The sequence below is a fragment of the Fundicoccus sp. Sow4_D5 genome (assembly GCF_052116365.1).
In the GTDB taxonomy this organism is placed as follows: domain Bacteria; phylum Bacillota; class Bacilli; order Lactobacillales; family Aerococcaceae; genus Fundicoccus.
The window spans coordinates 53,874-70,985 of the sequence record NZ_JBQKLF010000008.1; the positions used below are offsets into that span (position 1 = coordinate 53,874).

Below are 17,112 nucleotides of genomic sequence, written 5' to 3' on the forward strand. Positions count from 1 at the left end.
TGCAGTATCGTTTAGTTATTTAACTGGGTAAACGTCATCTACAGTGTCAGTTGGATGGATTACAATGTATAAGTGACCATTCGATCCTACTTTAGCTGTCATATACACGTTATCTGTCTTATCAGGTGTTGAAGGCTCAAATGGGAAATAAATTTCTTCTTTCTCTTCATCGTCCCAAACTAAGGTCATCCATTCGATATCGTCGTTTTTCACAACCGTTTCAAACATCCCGGCTTCTAAACCACCTTGGTTAATGCTGGTAGACTGGAAGGTATCCGCATCGGGATAAATTTCAATTTTTAAACCCTGAGCTGGATTAATTTCTACAATATCGCCACCTTTGATCCGGCCGATACTTGTTGAAACACGTCTAATCCATAAATCTCCAATATGTTCCATTGCGATTGTCCATTCCCCACCATTGTGAAAGTGAAAACGAAATTCGGTAACTTTTCTTCCCATCATAATCTCTCCTTTATTTTCTGTTCTCCCTTGACTACATCTTTATTATAGAACATGATTGTGAATAAAGCTACAAAGTTTATTTATTTTGTTACAATTGTCACAAATTTGGTTTTATAGTCTATTCTGCACAAAATAGGATACCAATCCTTCTAACCCAAGAAAAGAGGAATATGCTATACTAGGTCATAGAATCTAAAGAAGGAGAAATTTATGTCGACAGAAAACATCTTACAAAAAAATCATGCAACCATTATGAGTCAAGTTGAAGCAGCTACACACGCTGCTAAACGTTCTAAAGATGACATCAAAGTTGTTGCTGTAACCAAAACAGTTTCCCCTGAAATCATAGCGAACTTAATTGATTTAGGTGTCAAAGCCTTTGGTGAGAATCGATCCGATGTACTGATTGAAAAACAAGCAGCCTTAAGTGACTTAAATGAGCCAATCGAATGGCACTTCATCGGTCGCCTACAATCGCGCCAAGTGAAGACCATGATTAATACGATTGATTACTTACACTCGCTTGATCGCCTATCACTTGCCAAAGAAATTCAAAAACGTGCAGAAGAAACTGTGCGCTGTTTCGTTCAAGTCAATGTGAGTGGTGAAGAAAGTAAAGCGGGTTTCGAACCTGAGACATTAAAAGAAACACTTGAAGCCCTTGCAACCTTTGATAAAATTCAAGTTGTTGGATTAATGACTATGGCGCCTTATGACGCTTCAGAAGAAGACTTGCACATCTACTTTAATGAACTGAAACGTTTACAAGTAGAAATGGCAAACTTATCACTTGCCCATGCACCTTGTCACGAAGTGAGTATGGGGATGAGCCAAGACTTCCCAGTCGCGATTGCTGAAGGCGCTAGTATTGTTAGAATCGGTTCAGCCTTTTTCGAAGGCTTATAAAAAAATCCTGCCACACCGACCATCGGCTGTGACAGGATTTTTTTACATTGTGTAGTTAGTATTAAAGAGCATTGTGTCAAAAAATTAATACATTAAGCGCTCTTGTGTGCTATCTAGAGCAATACTTTTAGGTGAAGGTCGTAATTGGCCAGCATTTTCATCACGGCCTTGAAGAACAAATTGTGCATCAGGTCGACCGTACAGACCGTGAGTAAGTTCAACGATTGAACGTGTGTCATCATCTAGCAGACAGTTAAACAGCACATTCAATCTCACCCCTTTAAGGTTCATCATCATATCGTAATCGCCCATACTGTCACCGAATAAAGCAACCGGTTGAGAGTCGCCATGTAGCGGTGCGATCAGATTTAAAATCGCATCCGTTTTGCCCGCTCCCTTGGTGATGTGCGTACCGGCTTCCATCTGAGCCCGAATGTGTCTGTCATGATCAATGCCATAACACATGGCGATGATTTGGTTGAAAGGAACGTTGAAGCCAAACTCCAAAACTGCTGTGCGAACTAAATCAATTGGACTAGCACTTACCACATAAATCGCAATCTGATGGCTTTGTAGAGCCTTATATAAGTCACGAAGTTCCTGAGGAAAGGCAAGTCCTGAGACAAATTGACTCTCGACCATGCCAGCCAGGCCAGGTCGTTCTTCACTACTTGTGAAAACGTGACGTTCAAAAGGTTGCTCAAGTGCTTCGGCTAACATTTGGCGAGACAGCTCAATAAATTCAGTTTGGCTGTAGCCTTGGAACCAGTAAGTAACCCAGGGTTCGCCCGCTTGACGTGTGAAATGCTTATTCACCGCCTTGTAATAATAGCGAAGCTTTGCTTGAAAATCGCGGTAGTAATCCGTTGCCTTGGCTTCATTTAAAGACATGGCTTCATTCATAATATAATGGTCATAGAGCCACTGATAATTTTCGATAATATCCAAAGCTAGATTACGCGGTGTCAATTCTGGACGCCCTTGTGCTAGCTCTAAATCAAAATCAAAGGGGCCACTCGTCAAAATCATCAAGAAATCTTGAGGCGAAAGTTTGTAAAGAAGATGCTTGAGCATATAAATCATCAGATTATCCTCAACATCAGAGATTGCGCTCGTATTGTCGAAATCAAACACCACGTAAGCTTGTTGATTATGTGGCGTGCCATGCGGTTGCTGATACGTATCAATCAGCTCATTTAAACGTTGATAAACAAAAGGTTCCCAATTATTTTGCGGAAAATAAGTTATCATTATTGCCTCCTGTAAAAGTTAGTCTTTTCAATTAGTATAACCTTTTGACTAGTTTCTGTCACATATATCGGTTGTGGGTGGCTTTACACATACAAAAAAGAATAGAACATTTATAAAATTTTATATATCTTCTCGAAGGTTTGTGCTATAATGAACAAGAAGATAAAAAAAGAAAGGTGTGGAAGTAAAAATGAAACGTCTATTATTTATGTCACTCGGTTTTATTTCATTTGGATTAGGAAGTATAGGGACTTTAATTCCTGTGCTACCAACCACGCCCTTCCTATTACTATCCGGCTTTTGCTTTGCCCGTAGCTCTGATAAATTTTATGGCTGGTTAAAGCAACAGAAGATTTACGATTTTTACGTGGGGGATTATGCAGAACACCGAGCGATTCCACGTGCTAAAAAGTACAAAATCATGATCCAAATTTACTTAATAATGGGCCTGTCCATCTTTCTCGCACCGATTATTTGGGTTAAATGGCTAGTGTTTGGCCTGATGATTTTCTTAACAATCATGTTATTTGCAGTCATACCCGATAAAAAAGAAGAAGACAGTCATAGCTAACTATAAGCAAAAACAACCGGATTCACATCAAGTGAGTCCGGTTGTTTTTTTGGAAGTTTGAACCTTTTATTTGAAGCGCTTAATCAGCATTTCTCGCAAGAAAGATAAAAGTGTCCACTTGCGATGACCTGCAATCCCACCGACTATTGCCAATAGGTAACTTGCTTGACACTCCCAAGCGACCAGCCTCAGTTCAGTATGGTTGGTTCAATAAGTCGAGAGTTGGAACGTGTCTCACTGATTGCTTGGCACAATTGATGACTGTTTGTGCCAACAATCGTTGGGTGGTGACACGTTTTGTCTCTAGCTAGTCACTACTAAGCACTGCTAGCCATCTCCTTGCATCTTCCCAATAATAGAAAAGCTAAAAGCGGACTCATTCCAAACTGAATCCGCCTATAACTAACTACCGCTAAATCTTCTTTTCATAAATACCATAATGATGTTGGTAGGCCTGCAAATCCGATACATAATTTTTAGTCACTTTGCCTTGATGAATCAATCCCGCCACCGCATAGGCAGAACGCGCTTCAATCGCCTCGTAAATTAAGTAGGACAAAGCTGAGCCCAAACCTAAATAATCACCATCAACGCCTAAATACATGATCGTATAACGCTTTGCCTTGCGACGGCGCTTGAGAATCTTCAAGATATTCAGACCGGTCATTGGGCGATAAACCAAATGACCATAATCAGGCACAGTGATTACAAAACCAACTAAGCGTTCTTCCTTGTAAGCGAGTTGCACCATCGAAAAATCAAGAATCTGTTGATAGTCGCTAAAAACTTCCGAAAATTGCTCGAAAGAAATCCTCTCAAACAAAGGAAAGTCCCGGTATAAGTCACTTAATAAGCTGAACACCTCGGGCAAGACCTCTTGCCATTGCCCACGTTTAGGTGAAAGAAAACGCACCTCTTCTGCCATAAATTTCTGATAGCGTTTCTTCAAACGCGACTCACGGTACTGTGCAGGAATTTGTTGAAAGAAATTCGACACATAATGTTCCTTCAACTCAAAACCAGCCGCTTCCCATAATTTCGGATAGTAAGCAGGATTATGAGGTTCCCCGGTAAATGGCGCATCCGAAAAACCAGACAACTGCATCCGATAGCCTAGCCAAAAACTCGCTTGAACGGGCCCGATTAAAGTTTCAGCCCCCTTTAAGTCCCTTGCCCTTTGACTTAAAGAACTGATAAACGCTCGCATCAAGCCCTCGTCACGTGTCACACTCTCGAAGTAACCCAAATAGCCAACCCCAGGACGACTGTAGGGAAATGTTAAAGCAGCCCGCATTAATGGTTGACCATCCGCCGTACACATCAGCCAAGCTTCAAACTCATAGGTCACACTCAGCGGGTGATTGCCAGCTAACTGCGCTTGAAACTCACCCGCTGACTGCATCAAACGATCCTCAGGATAAATCAACTGTGGCAAAGCCAGACATAAGATTTCTTCCAAACTCCCCGCTTCAACCTTACGAATCGACACTGAGTTTAGAAACTCTTCATTCTTCGCCTCCATCCGCCTCACCTCCCACTAACTTTTCAACCGTCCCCGCTTGCCCATCCAGTTCAATAACATCACCAGACTTCAAAGCCGACATAATCCCTGGCACATTCACCACCGAAGGAATCCCTAACTCACGCGAAATAATCGCCGTATGTGACAACAAAGAACCACGCTCAGCCACAATCCCCTTCGCCTGGGCCAACAAATGCACCCAACCAGGATCCGTCATACGCGTCACGATAATTTTCCCCTGCGTCTCTCTAGCCGTAATTTGACTAATGTCATCAATCCGAACCACTTCTCCTCTAATACGCCCCCTCGAACAAGCAATCCCCCTAAACAACACTTGATCACTCACCGTCTCGGACAAATTAACCGAACGAACAGGCTTCTCAATAATATCCCCAACATAAAGCAAACGACTAACGGCCGGCAACTGCTTATCTAAAGCCGCCTTACGCTGACGCTCTTCCACTAAAACTTGCGGCTGATGCCCCGACTGCTTTAATGAAAATAATTCATTCATTTCCAGCCAAAAGGTATCCTCCACCTGCTCGAGTTGACCTGTTTCAACTAAACGCTCCCCCATTGTTAAGAAGAGTTGTCGCATCATCCCATAAATTCGTGTGCGATTCAAACGCGAACTTTCGCGGTACTGTATACCCAGTAACGCTTGTTTCTTCACGTAGTTTTTTAAGGGATTGCGTGATGTTAAACGAGCCCCTTGAGGCATTTGGCTGGCATCTTCTGAGTCTTGATAGGACAAGATTGCCTCGATTAACTTAGCTGGATGTGTTTGATAAGTCTGTGTTTCTAACTTTAATTCTTCAGGTACTCGGTTGCCATAACGTTGACGGTAATGTTCAATTTCATGCGTCAAGGGCTGTTGATCACTACTTAAAAACGCAGCCACCTGATCACCTTCTAAGGCTAGTAACTGCTTTTGATAGCTCTTGTCTTTTTGAACTTTTTTAGCTAAAGCATGTAGCGCTCGTGCTGGCTTCATACTTTCAATTTGTTCAATCCCCGCCAATTCAAGTTCGGCTTCTGGACGTTCTTGATTCAACTTCTTAAAGAGCCCTGTAAATACAAAGGCATATAAATCATTCACCAAGGTGATATCCCACTGATCAAGGACGGCCGCTTTGATTTCTTCAAACAACGCTCGCAATTCTTCAATCTCTGTAATGGGTGAATAATTCTTGTCATACAGATCTTCAATCCGGTGAAAGTCTGCTTCTAATTGTGCCATCTGTTTAGGCGCTTGGAAAAATTCCTTTAGAATATTAAAGCTGAATTTTATTCGTTGCCAACCACTAATATGAATCGGTGTCTTAGGCACTTGTGTTTGACGCACACCTAACATGTCTTGCCAAATTGGAATAATCTTATTGGAAAAAGGTAGTAATTGTAAGAGTTGGTACCAATGTTGAATTTGATAATAGACCCGGCTATTGACCATCGCAATCATGTCTTCAAAGGTCTCTTCGTAAGCTGCCAAGACTTTCTTTTCAGCACTTGTCCGATTGCCCACAATTCGACGCCCTAGCCCACGAAAGACGCTCGAATACGCTTCTTTAATAAAACTAAACGTTAAAGGTGTCGTAGTACCCGGATAACTTTCGACGATATTACTGTTATCTAAAATGATAGTAGCTTCCAATTCCCCCTTAGGAAAAGTAGTAATCGGACGCGCCTGTAGGATAAATAACTCATCTTGAACAAAAGTAAATTCAATATCTAGTCGTGGCCCAAATAATTCCATCAGTGTTTGACTCATCTCTTTCAAAGCCGTTATCTGTTGCTCGCTCGGCTGAGGTGAATCTTCCCAAGTGTCATAATAAGTTAAATCGTCTAATGGATAATAAGTGAGTGTTGTAGTCGCAACTTTATCCTCCACCACTTGATCGCCTACACCTTGCCCCAAGACGGCCACATGTTCATTTAAAATCCCTTGTGGATTAGCCGTAAAGTAAATCCCAGAGACATCGCCAACGACCATCTCTTGAATAATGACCAACATTTCGGCAGCTGCTAAGTCAATCCCATGATGTAATAAATACGTTAAAGATGACTCTGAATATAAAGAAGCGATTGTTTCTGCGATAGCTTCAGTCAACTCTTTAACTTCAACATCTAAGGTCGTTTTAAATTGCCCAGCAAAAGAGGTGTCCGGTCTGTCTTCAACTGTGGCTGACGAACGCACTGAAAAAGTCTTGGTACTATTTTGCTCTAATAACTCATCAACCTCATCAAAATATTCTACCAATACCTTTTCTTTAGCCCACACTTGCAGTGTGCGACTCAACTCGGTTATAGTAATTTGTTGGTTTTCTAATAAAGCTTGTTGTGCCTCTAAATAAACAACTGTCTCTGCTTCCGTAAAGAACTGACACTGATAAACTGAAAACGCAGGAACCGGCAAACCGTGCTCCTGCATTAAAGCGAGGTTCAAAGCTTTTGATCCCCATGATTCTTTTGTAGTTTCTTGTAATTTTCTCATGATTACACCCTCAATAAAATCAGATGCCAAACGACAGCAAGAACCATCGTTGCTTCAGTAATATAAGTATAACGCTCCACTCGTACTTTCAAGTCAAAGCGCGTTGGCTCTGCAATATATTGTTGAAATTGGACCGTTACCCAAATGACATTGGCCAGCAAAATGACCACCCCAACTTTCGAAACATTCCATAACAACAACACATTAGTGACAATATCCAGCAAGGTTAGATTTCTAACGAACTTCGTCGCCCGGTCATAACCAAACAATTTCGAATAAGTTACATACTCTGTTTCATCTTTAGGCGCTCTAATCTTACGGCTAATTTCCCAAATTAAACTTGGAAAATACATTGTAAAGGCCAGTAAAAAGGTCGGCCAAGACAGTAGAGGCAAGCCATATTTAAAGCAAACAAAGGTAATAATATAAACATTCAATACCATCATGACCGGATTGTGCGTCACTAAAGCCAGTGGCAATGAGTTTTGAATCTTACTTTTCTGAAAAAACCATAGCGCCATCAAGGTGCCATATATATATAAGAATAAAAACCAATAAAAGTTATTCATATAAATAAAATTCAAAGCTGTTGAACTCACTACAATAAAGGCCAAAGCCCAAGCTAAATCTCGCTTATATACTCGACCCGATGGTAAAGTTCTCTCTGCAAATAAACGGCGATCCAATTCATAATCTTTAAAGTCATCCGCAATTCTCAAAATCATTAAGAAAGAAAAGATCGTATAAACACCGACAAATTCCTGGATGCCTAAATTAAAATTCGCAATCCCGACATTCAATAATAGTACAAAGTAAATCTCCAGAAAATAAATAATAGCTAAACCGAACCGCTGCCCTAAAGGGTACATTTCCTTAAAATAAATTCCTAATCTACTTAACATGATGACTCCCTACTCTCTCTCCTAATCGTACCTGGCTCTCAATGCCCAGTCGCGATTGTTCCATAATATCCTCATCAATCACTAGTGTGTTTGCTGGATAAATCACCAGAATCGTTGAACCACCTAAACTGAAATAGCCCTTCTCGACGCCTCGATATAAAAATTGACCGCTAAAATTATGAATGCTGCCAACAGTTAAAGCGCCGACTTCCATCTGTAAAACTGGCCCAACTTGGCGATGGTCAATCAGGCAATACTCCCGTTGATTCTCTTTATAAACCGGTACGCGTTTCAATGCAATCTCACGAACCGTATGTAACTTCCCTTTGATTTTTTCTTGGTGAAGCACTTTACCCGTTTCACAGGCCACATAGCGGTGATAATCCTCGACTGCTAAGCGGTAAACACACGCGGTTCCTCCTATAAATAGCTTACTGAAATCGTGATTTCCAAGCAAATCAAACAGCTTGTAATCCTGACCTTTGATTGACAAGATGGACTCCTGTGAAATTGTATACACTGAAAGTTTCGCATCAGCCACCGCTATCACGTTACCCTCAGGGCTAATTGGTCGCTTACCTGACTTCAAATGACGGGTAAAAAAAGCGGCAAAAGTTGCATAGTCGCTAGTTTCATAATCCGCTAAATTCAGTGAATACTGTTCGATAAAATCGGCTATTTTTGATTTTGACCATGGCGTATAATCGCGCCAAGTCAACAATTTAGAAAACCACGCTTGGGTTACTAGGACTTGTAAAGGTCGGACCCATTTACTTTCATAAAGCCGCTTCAACCAAACTTCTTGATATTCGATATGTTCAACCACTTGTTTAGATTGACGGTCGTAAACTTTAGCCATTTGCTAACCTCCACAGCGCCACCAGACTAATCACGGCCAAGAGACAAAAGAATACATAGGCCTTTCCTTTGGGTTTAGGCACTGGGCGGTTCATCACAAATGAATAAGCTAAAATTAAAGTCAGCACTGGTAATACTAAGGAATAATGGCCTGGCGACACAGTCTCAGCCACAATAAAAGTGACTGGAAATACTAACGCACTATAAGTCACCGGCACCCCGATGAAATAGGATACATCCTTTGCTTGTGTTTTTGCTTGCGCATTAAAGGTCGCAAGGCGCGTCACAGCCGCTAAGACATAAATCATCACCAGTGGAAGCCCCCACAGTGTGTGAGCTAATTGAGTAAATATCAACACGGCTGGTACAGCTGCAAAATTTATCATGTCACACAAGCTATCAATTTCGATACCATATCTTTTTTGATAAGAACTTCGTTTAAATGAATTTGCCACGCGTCCATCAAACAAATCGCAAATCCCGCTCACAATAAAGCCCATCATGCCCCAAGCAAATTGTCCTTGAAGGAAACAATAAATGGCAATGATCGCAAAGAATAAACCTAAATACGTCACATAAACAAACTTTCCGTATTCTCCTATGAGCAAAGCTCTCACCTACTTTCTTCTATCAAATCTTCTAGAATATGAATCGCGCCACTTGACCCATTCATTTGAATCAACATGCCGGTACGCAAGCTTTTAGTTGCATGTTTAGCGCCAATAATTGCTGGCAAGCCAAACTCACGTGCAACAATCGTCGCATGACTTAGGACGCCACCCGTTTCTGTTATCAAGCCTTTTAAGGAACCAAAGCGGTGACTCCAACCAGTATCAGTAAATGGTGTCACTAAAATCTCATCTGCTTGTAAATGACTGATTTGACTCACATCGGTTAAAACTCTTACTCGCCCTGTCACGACGCCATCGTTGGCTCCAATACCTTGGAGTCCCCCCGTCGACTGTTGCGACTGACCTAGCTCATAACCAGCTTGTAAATCACCGGCTGGTTGATAATGTCGATAAGCCTCACAGTAGCGACGGTTGTATTCGGCTTTTTTTTGGAGCTGAGACATTGACAGTTCCTTATTTATCCATAGAAGGATACTTTCTTTTTCTAGGTAAAATAAATCATCAGGCTGTTTGAGTATCTGCTTTTGAGTGTATTGCTGCCCGAGCATTAAACTGATTTGGCGCACTAAGTGATAATAACGCGTCGAAATATCTTTAAATTCTTCACGCCACCATAATAATTCTCTTAGAGAAAGGATACTTTCTTTAATCTTTTTAGCACGGTGCGGATTGATGGCTTCGGCTTGAAGGATTTGGTCCATTTCTTTTGAACTTAACACCTGATTTAGAGCCTGATTTGGGCGTTTGCCTTTTAATAACGCTTTGATTTTCTCAATGATAATGGCGGGTTCTTCTATAAAATTTGGCCATAATAAGTTGAGCTCTCTTTCAGAATGATAACCATAAGCGTGAAACCAATCGACTAATCGACTGAGATCACCTCGCTGATTGGTAGCCTGCGTAAAGGCTTGGTTCACTTCCATTGTTAGTTGCTCTGTGCTTGTTTTTTGCCAATAGGCCTTTAAGGTCGCATCTTGTTGAATCAGGTCGCTGATTAGCTGCAGGTCTGTCGTTGGACGTAAGTGTGAAACCGTGCCTAATTTAGAAATCAGCTGGAAAAAGGCTTCAAGCGAAATGTGCTTTAAAATGGCCGTCTTCTTCATCGATAATTGAACCGTATTAATAAAGACTTGTTTGAAATAGACAGTTTCGCTCGCTAAGTGACCGTCATAAATAATCTCGCGCCATAAGTTTTCAATACTAGTTAAGGAGTGTTTACTTGAAGCTAATTGAGCAATCTGTTTTTCAAAGTTTTCATAGCGCGCCAATAGATCAACATTTATTTCTTTGGCTTGACTTTGATGTTGGCGGGTTGTGCTCGAAAGTTTTTGAGCGACTTTTGCTAATTGAAGCAAGGTTTTCGGTGTCAGTTGACTCTTAACTCCATCGCCTGAATAAACTTTGTGGATACCCAATTCGTCATCGAATTCGCGCTCGGTGTAACCTGGTATTCTTGACATGGCGGTTTTGACTAAGCCAACATTCCAGTAAGGTCTAGCGTATTTCATCAAGGCTAAACGGTAGACTTCTTGATCCGCTAATAAGCCATGGTCTAACATGAATGATTCCAGTGAGTCTTGCCAAGCCTCACGGTAAAGGCTCCACATAAGAGCTGGGCAGGCTTGAGCCGCCACGCCGCCGTCGCGGAAATTGGCCGTGGTCCATGAGCCCATACTTACTTTTGCTGCTAGACGGGTAATGGGTCTTGCTTGAACTAAGTATAATTGCTCATTTGAGAAACAGAATTCGATATCTAATGGATAGCCAAAATGGCTGACAGCTTTTAGAATACTTTGGCGCAATGCTTCCAACTTTGGATCAGTTTGAGGACTATGCCAGGACAAGATTTGGCGTTGAGGTTCAACGCGACCATCTGCCAAGGCATCCCCGGCACCTTCGATCGTCTCTACAAGTATTTCTTGATCATGATTGTTTAAAGGGTTCATCGAAAAAGCGATGCCGCTGATATCGGCCTCAATTTGTTCTTGCACCAGTATGGCTAATTGCGAGCTGTCTTGGGCTAAACCGAGTTCTTGGCCATAAGCTTTGACCTCGTCTTTGCTTTGGGAAGCTAGGCACGCTTTTATCCCTTGCCACACTTCTTCTAAAGTCTGACAGTCTCTGACGCTTGTGTACTGGCCAGCATAAGAAGCTTTCACGCCATCTTCTTTTTGTCCGCTACTGCGGACAATGTAGGTCGTCCCTTCTTTCAAGAATTGTGATAGTTCTATTGTTAAAGCGGTGTGGTCTTTGGTATTTGTGATGATTAGGCCGTTAGGTACTGGTAATTTGAGTTGTTTAAGCTGGATCAGGCCGTTGATTTTTCCGCCGTTTTCGGGTGTGATGGTGGCGTTTTTTAGTGTTTGATTTGTCATGGTGTCACCTCGTTTTAGTAAGGGTTTCTGCGTAAGTTGAGTTTGTAGAGTATTTGGTTGATGGCTAGGTGGCTGATGCCGCCAAGTAGCACAAAGGCGGTGTAGCGGCCGAGCGTCATTGGGATAAGGGCTGCGAGTACGAGTGTGCAGCCGAGTAGTGAGTCGATTTGGTCAATGATGATAAAGAGCCAGCGTAATTGGTTGTTGGCTTGTTTGCCTGGTTTGATGTCGAGGCGTCTTTTGATAAAACTATTGGGTAGTTCGAATAAGACGTAGGCTAAGCCTAGACTGAACCCGACTACCGTGTTTAGGGCGATGGTGTTCGGCTGGTTTTGGTAGATGTAATTGTGGTTTTCTAGTACGGGACTAATGGTTGAGAGTAGCCCCCATAATATTTGAAAAAGTGTGCCGAAAGCGATCATACCAAAGAAGCCTTTCCAGGTTTTGTTAGCACCTAGTAGGCGTTTTTGGTCTTTGGCCCAGTGGCGACCTGCGTCCATCGGGCGGTTGAAACTTTCTAAAACGGGGTATTTGCAGAATATCATGTTGGTGACGCCGGCTAGAATGACGCTCATTAGGGTGATATACATTGTAAGAATTGTTTGCATTAGGAGGCTCCTTTCTTTCTAATTTGGTTAGGTTGGGTTAAGTTAGGAAGATATTGTTTAGTTTATTTTCTTGTGGATAGTTTTTAGACTTTGCCTGATTGATCCTTTATCGAACTGAAATTTGGCAGCCTTTTGTGTACTAATATTATATCATATAGCCTAATAAGCCTAGCTTGAAACGCTTTATGGGCTTATGCTGGAAATATTTGGTATCAGTCACAACCTACCTACTGATTTTATAGTGGCTTTGAATGCTTTAATCTAATCGTTTTGGCAATCTTTGCTTAACTACTTTTGACAGATAAAAAATGAACGTTTCGATAAATTAATTGCCATACTAAATTATTCTACCCTTCATTTCAAAGCCCTATTGATAGCAAGCATCCAATAATGATTCTTAATCTTGTTTCGGAATTTCATTTAGAGTAATGTGTATCGAACTATAAGTATCAGAGATAATTGCTCCATATAAACAATGCAGTTCTTTAAGTTTTGAAGCTTGTCTTCCACTCTTAGTAACCTAATGTTTGCTGATTACTTCGGCTTTACATATACTAAACTTAATAAGAATATAAGGGGTGTGTCGAATGGATCTATCAGCGTTTATTGAAGATGTCTTAGATTATATTGAAAATCATCTAGAGTCGGTTTTAACGCACGAGCGTCTCGCCAAACGTTTTAATGTTCCTAAGCCCTATTTGCAACGTTTATTTTCAGCAGTTATGGGCCTTTCTTTGAAGCAATACACTCTTGAGCGCAAGCTCAATGCCGCCATCTACTTAATCCAATCGACTGATTATACTTTGAAAGAGATTGGAGCTCATCTAGAATTTTCAACACCGGCCGCATTTTCTCGGGCCTTCAAACGTCAATATTCCATCACACCTTCCAGCTTACGTAAATCACCTCACTTATTAAGTACAGTTGGTGTTCCGTCTGTTGCGGGTCATTTCTTCAAGTCGTTGAGCGATGCAGGCGTTACGGATTTTAAGTTGCTTCAAAGAGCGGCCTTTCAAGTGTCGGGTTTGGTTGCTAGCGTCGATATATCGCGGCCGGATGATATGCTTTTACTTAATGGACAGTTTTCACAGTTGCTTGACGCTTTAGGTTGGGCGCCTGATAGTTCTGGCTATATACTGTACTCGGATGGCTTGCCAGATCAAACTGTATAAACTGCGCTTATTGGCCTTGAGGAGGAAGTCACGCTGGATTTACCCGGCTTATTTGTGGTGGATGTACCGGAATTATTAGGGATCCAATTTAATTATTCAGGGAGTCTTATAGGAGCTCGTGATGTGGTCAGTTCAGATTTCGCCCAATTCTTGCACATCATTCCAACTGATGGTGCTCAACATGACATTCAGATGATTCAGTCTTTTGATTCGGTGGAAAAACTTGACCAGACCTATCAATTGTTTGTCCCGATTCAAGAAGATGAGTGGGATGGCTAACGTTTTAATGGGGAAGCTTGGTGACAAATTCTGTTAGAAAGCCACACACCACCTAGTAAAAAATCTCTCACACGACAAGAGGAAATAACAATCTGAAGACGAGCTCAGCAAGAAGTGACGGTGATGGTCTGTCGATCGAAGGCGCCTGCCTTTAATCAATTATATTTTCGATTATCAACTAAAGAATTCAAGATGAAAACGACTCTAGCCTGTGGCCATAAGCTACTAAGATTCGTGTATAAAGTATTAAAAGAACGCAGCCGTTACGATCCCAAAAAAAAGCACTAGTTCTGCGGCAACAGAGTCTAGTGCACAACCAAAAATATTTCCTCATTTATCGTTTAGCGTAGAAGTTTACCGTAGAGAGTGTTTTTTAACTATTTTTTTCAAAGAAAAGTCAACGACCGAAGTCGTTGACTGATGGTATTAAAAGCCAAACTCTTCTATATAGATTCTTTCGTCCACTACGCCATTTTTAGCTAAAACACCTTTGACTGCATTCATCATAGGTGGAGGCCCACAGATGAAGAAACGAGACTGGCTATAGGCTTCCTCTAAACCAATCGTGGCTAAGTATTCACCGGTTACGAAGCCAAAGGGATAACCAGCGACTTCTTCGTCACTAAAAATAAAGTGATAATTGAAGTTTGGATTTTTAACTTTCATTGCTTCTAGTTCATCCAGTAACATTAAATCTTCTTTATAGGCTAGCGCCCAGACTAAATCAATGGGACGATTGCTTGCTTCTTTCATCTGTTGCCTTAAAATACTCAGTATCGGTGTGGCACCAATTCCTCCAGCGAGTAAGACCATCGCCACTTGAGAGTGTTTAGTGTCTTTATCAAGAAAATGACCATAAGGGCCTTCAAGAGTAGCAACGTCCCCTACTCTCAATTCGTCGAGCCGATTCGTAAAATCACCCGATTTTTTAATCATGACTTCTAGTTTGTTTGCCCCATCGTTCGGTGCACTCGAGATTGAGAATGGATGACTTTCTGCGGGGAGACTTGAGTTTTTCAATCTTACAAAAACATATTGGCCAGGTTCATAGGTCATCAGTTGACCATTCTTTGGCGTAAATTCAAGGGAAAATAGAGTCGGTGTTGGACGCTTGATTGCGGTGATTTCATATCGAGGTAATTTTAATAGTGATAATTTATAAACAAAGTAACCTCCAATGCCAATTAAAGCGTAAAGGCTGGCCAAGCTAATAAATAGTGTGTTGCTTCTTAAGAAGCCAAATGACAAGAGATGCAAGTAAGCGCCTAAGGAGCCGATGACGGCTAATCGGTGCAACCAGAGATTGATTTCTCGGTTAAACACTTGGTTTTTCAAGCGTAATAAACGACGTGATTTGCTTATGAAAGTACTGGATAAACCGAACATGCCTGTTAAAGTGGCAACTGTAAAACCAAGTACGCCGAAGAAGCCAGCCCAGGAGGTTAAACTAAATTCGGCTAAACCTTGAAAATCGTCGAAATACATTAACTGATGTATAATAGCCGACAGTGTGAGTACAATGGCTAAGGCACCATGAACCGCATACAAACTTGGTAAGCCATGTGATGGCTCGACTAGTTTAGGCCGAATCGAGATAAACATGACTGTCATGGCGAGTGAATATGCCAAGACTCCCATCATCATTTCCAAAGAAACAGATTCCATTTCGAGTAACAAAGCAGCTAGTAATGAGCCAAATACCACCAAGGCAATACCTGGAAACAACCAATTTTTTAACTCTTTCATACGCATCTCCTCTTTCTTGTATTTTCTGATTTTTAACGGTCTCAAAAGCCTAGTTTAAAAGCATTCTCTTCTCACAATTATATAATATTGTTTATAACTAAATAAAAACCTCCTCACAAAGCTTGTCCTTTAAACGTTACTTTAAATTTCAATCGTTTTATTTATTGGTCAATTTAGTTAAATTTTAACAATAATCGACTTAAATTTAAAGTCAAACGCATTTGGGACTATTCGTTTTATTGAGAGATTCATGTTATACTAATAGTATGAAATCGAGATAATGAAGATGAAGAGAAAGGAAGTTTTAAATGGGACTTTTAGTTGATGGTAAGTGGAAAGACGAATGGTATGATACGAAAAGTACTGGCGGACATTTTATCAGAAAAGATTCACAGTTTCGCAATTGGATTACAAAGGATGGAAGTGCGGGACCGACTGGAGAAGCTGGTTTTAAAGCAGAACCGAATCGCTATCACCTTTATGTTTCTCTAGCGTGTCCTTGGGCCTGCCGTACATTGATTATGCGAAGCATTAAAGGGTTAGAAGATATGATTTCCATTTCTGTTGTGAACCCTTTGATGGTTGAACATGGTTGGACCTTTGACGAAGATGAAGGTGTGATTGCGGATCCTGTTTTAAACGCTGACTATATGCATCAAATTTATACGCATGTAGAGCCAACTTACAGTGGCCGTGTGACGGTACCTGTTCTATATGATTTGAAACAAGATAAAATCGTTAATAATGAATCGTCAGAAATTTTACGTATGTTAAATTCAGCTTTTAATGATGTGGGTGCTAAAGAAGGCGACTATTCACCTGATAGCTTGATGGCTGATATTGATGAAATTAATGAGTTAGTTTATCATAAGATTAATAATGGCGTCTATAAAGCTGGTTTTGCGACCTCTCAAGAAGTTTATGAAGAAGAGGTGGATAAGTTATTTGAAGCTTTAGACGAAGTAGAAGCTTTACTCGGTAAACAAGCTTACTTAGTGGGCGATAAAATTACCGAAGCTGACTGGAGATTATTCACGACTTTAATTCGTTTTGACCCGGTTTATTATGGGCATTTCAAATGTAATCTGAAGCATGTTTATGAGTATCCAAACATTTGGCGTTATACAAAAGAATTGTACAACTGGCCAGGTGTAGCTGAAACGGTTGATTTCCGTCACATTAAGGAACATTATTACCGCAGCCATAAAACAATTAATCCAACGGGCGTAGTTCCTAAGGGACCTGTTCTGGATTTAAGTTTATAATTATTTAATGAATAAAATCCCGGCAAACACCTCACAGGATGTTTGCCGGGATTTTGTTCATTAATCAGG

At 41.0% G+C, this 17,112-nt stretch carries 15 protein-coding genes; 5 read left to right on the forward strand and 10 right to left on the reverse strand.

The genetic code is table 11. From position 1 onward, the window contains the following. Nucleotides 1–15: 15 nt before the first annotated feature. Nucleotides 16–462 (reverse strand): hypothetical protein, encoded by a 447-nt coding sequence (locus ACTQ45_RS09720; RefSeq protein ID WP_441752367.1) that lies wholly within the window; start codon nt 460–462, stop codon nt 16–18. Between the two features lie 213 nt (nt 463–675). On the opposite strand from ACTQ45_RS09720, the gene ACTQ45_RS09725 reads away from it, so the two are divergent. Further along, nucleotides 676–1,371: a YggS family pyridoxal phosphate-dependent enzyme gene (locus ACTQ45_RS09725; protein ID WP_441752368.1), complete on the forward strand. Its 696-nt coding sequence runs from the start codon at nt 676–678 to the stop codon at nt 1,369–1,371. Between the two features lie 84 nt (nt 1,372–1,455). Here the strand turns inward: ACTQ45_RS09725 and ACTQ45_RS09730 are convergent, their stop codons facing one another. Next, nucleotides 1,456–2,622, reverse strand: coding sequence for a hypothetical protein (locus ACTQ45_RS09730; RefSeq protein ID WP_441752369.1), 1,167 nt, complete (start codon nt 2,620–2,622; stop codon nt 1,456–1,458). A 190-nt stretch (nt 2,623–2,812) separates the two neighbouring features. Between ACTQ45_RS09730 and ACTQ45_RS09735 the strand changes: the two genes are divergently transcribed. Beyond that, nucleotides 2,813–3,193, forward strand: a complete 381-nt coding sequence (locus ACTQ45_RS09735) for a YbaN family protein (RefSeq protein WP_441752370.1) — start codon at nt 2,813–2,815, stop codon at nt 3,191–3,193. A gap of 412 nt (nt 3,194–3,605) precedes the next feature. Here the strand turns inward: ACTQ45_RS09735 and ACTQ45_RS09740 are convergent, their stop codons facing one another. The 7 genes from ACTQ45_RS09740 to ACTQ45_RS09770 are packed head-to-tail and all read right to left on the reverse strand — an operon-like array spanning nt 3,606 to nt 12,581. Continuing rightward, on the reverse strand, nt 3,606–4,715 hold the full coding sequence (locus ACTQ45_RS09740) for a hypothetical protein (RefSeq protein WP_441752371.1): 1,110 nt from the start codon (nt 4,713–4,715) through the stop codon (nt 3,606–3,608). Further along, nucleotides 4,699–7,206, reverse strand: a complete 2,508-nt coding sequence (locus ACTQ45_RS09745) for a phosphoenolpyruvate synthase (RefSeq protein WP_441763560.1) — start codon at nt 7,204–7,206, stop codon at nt 4,699–4,701. Before ACTQ45_RS09745 ends, ACTQ45_RS09740 begins: the two co-directional genes overlap by 17 nt. Nucleotides 7,207–7,208: 2 nt before the next feature. After that, the gene (locus tag ACTQ45_RS09750) at nt 7,209–8,108 is read right to left on the reverse strand and encodes a prenyltransferase (RefSeq protein WP_441752373.1); all 900 of its coding nucleotides are present in this window, start codon (nt 8,106–8,108) and stop codon (nt 7,209–7,211) included. After that, nucleotides 8,098–8,967, reverse strand: coding sequence for a phosphatidylserine decarboxylase (locus ACTQ45_RS09755; RefSeq protein WP_441752374.1), 870 nt, complete (start codon nt 8,965–8,967; stop codon nt 8,098–8,100). Before ACTQ45_RS09755 ends, ACTQ45_RS09750 begins: the two co-directional genes overlap by 11 nt. Next, nucleotides 8,960–9,583, reverse strand: a complete 624-nt coding sequence (locus ACTQ45_RS09760; protein ID WP_441752375.1) for a CDP-alcohol phosphatidyltransferase family protein — start codon at nt 9,581–9,583, stop codon at nt 8,960–8,962. Before ACTQ45_RS09760 ends, ACTQ45_RS09755 begins: the two co-directional genes overlap by 8 nt. Then, nucleotides 9,580–11,973, reverse strand: a complete 2,394-nt coding sequence (locus tag ACTQ45_RS09765) for a PEP/pyruvate-binding domain-containing protein (protein ID WP_441763561.1) — start codon at nt 11,971–11,973, stop codon at nt 9,580–9,582. Before ACTQ45_RS09765 ends, ACTQ45_RS09760 begins: the two co-directional genes overlap by 4 nt. A gap of 14 nt (nt 11,974–11,987) precedes the next feature. Further along, nucleotides 11,988–12,581 carry a CDP-archaeol synthase gene (locus ACTQ45_RS09770; RefSeq protein ID WP_441752377.1) on the reverse strand — a complete coding sequence of 198 codons (594 nt, stop codon included), beginning with the start codon at nt 12,579–12,581 and terminating at the stop codon, nt 11,988–11,990. A 587-nt stretch (nt 12,582–13,168) separates the two neighbouring features. Here ACTQ45_RS09770 and ACTQ45_RS09775 point away from each other — a divergent pair. Then, nucleotides 13,169–13,753 (forward strand): helix-turn-helix domain-containing protein, encoded by a 585-nt coding sequence (locus ACTQ45_RS09775; protein ID WP_441763562.1) that lies wholly within the window; start codon nt 13,169–13,171, stop codon nt 13,751–13,753. A 123-nt stretch (nt 13,754–13,876) separates the two neighbouring features. After that, on the forward strand, nt 13,877–14,032 hold the full coding sequence (locus ACTQ45_RS09780; RefSeq protein WP_441752379.1) for a hypothetical protein: 156 nt from the start codon (nt 13,877–13,879) through the stop codon (nt 14,030–14,032). Nucleotides 14,033–14,458: 426 nt separating this feature from the next. On the opposite strand, the gene ACTQ45_RS09785 is transcribed toward ACTQ45_RS09780, so the two are convergent. Then, complete coding sequence (locus ACTQ45_RS09785) at nt 14,459–15,778, reverse strand: ferredoxin reductase family protein (RefSeq protein ID WP_441763563.1); 1,320 nt, start codon at nt 15,776–15,778, stop codon at nt 14,459–14,461. 308 nt (nt 15,779–16,086) lie between these two features. On the opposite strand from ACTQ45_RS09785, the gene ACTQ45_RS09790 reads away from it, so the two are divergent. Then, nucleotides 16,087–17,043 carry a glutathione S-transferase family protein gene (locus ACTQ45_RS09790; RefSeq protein WP_441752381.1) on the forward strand — a complete coding sequence of 319 codons (957 nt, stop codon included), beginning with the start codon at nt 16,087–16,089 and terminating at the stop codon, nt 17,041–17,043. Nucleotides 17,044–17,112 lie beyond the last annotated feature (69 nt).

Bases quoted from the DNA above. Each gene is read 5' to 3' on its own strand.
- ACTQ45_RS09720 (WP_441752367.1), bottom strand. From the start codon at position 462: ATGGGAAGAAAAGTTACCGAATTTCGTTTTCACTTTCACAATGGTGGG.
- ACTQ45_RS09725 (WP_441752368.1), top strand. From the start codon at position 676: ATGTCGACAGAAAACATCTTACAAAAAAATCATGCAACCATTATGAGT.
- ACTQ45_RS09730 (WP_441752369.1), bottom strand. From the start codon at position 2,622: ATGATAACTTATTTTCCGCAAAATAATTGGGAACCTTTTGTTTATCAA.
- ACTQ45_RS09735 (WP_441752370.1), top strand. From the start codon at position 2,813: ATGAAACGTCTATTATTTATGTCACTCGGTTTTATTTCATTTGGATTA.
- ACTQ45_RS09740 (WP_441752371.1), bottom strand. From the start codon at position 4,715: ATGGAGGCGAAGAATGAAGAGTTTCTAAACTCAGTGTCGATTCGTAAG.
- ACTQ45_RS09745 (WP_441763560.1), bottom strand. From the start codon at position 7,206: ATGAGAAAATTACAAGAAACTACAAAAGAATCATGGGGATCAAAAGCT.
- ACTQ45_RS09750 (WP_441752373.1), bottom strand. From the start codon at position 8,108: ATGTTAAGTAGATTAGGAATTTATTTTAAGGAAATGTACCCTTTAGGG.
- ACTQ45_RS09755 (WP_441752374.1), bottom strand. From the start codon at position 8,967: ATGGCTAAAGTTTACGACCGTCAATCTAAACAAGTGGTTGAACATATC.
- ACTQ45_RS09765 (WP_441763561.1), bottom strand. From the start codon at position 11,973: ATGACAAATCAAACACTAAAAAACGCCACCATCACACCCGAAAACGGC.
- ACTQ45_RS09770 (WP_441752377.1), bottom strand. From the start codon at position 12,581: ATGCAAACAATTCTTACAATGTATATCACCCTAATGAGCGTCATTCTA.
- ACTQ45_RS09775 (WP_441763562.1), top strand. From the start codon at position 13,169: ATGGATCTATCAGCGTTTATTGAAGATGTCTTAGATTATATTGAAAAT.
- ACTQ45_RS09785 (WP_441763563.1), bottom strand. From the start codon at position 15,778: ATGAAAGAGTTAAAAAATTGGTTGTTTCCAGGTATTGCCTTGGTGGTA.
- ACTQ45_RS09790 (WP_441752381.1), top strand. From the start codon at position 16,087: ATGGGACTTTTAGTTGATGGTAAGTGGAAAGACGAATGGTATGATACG.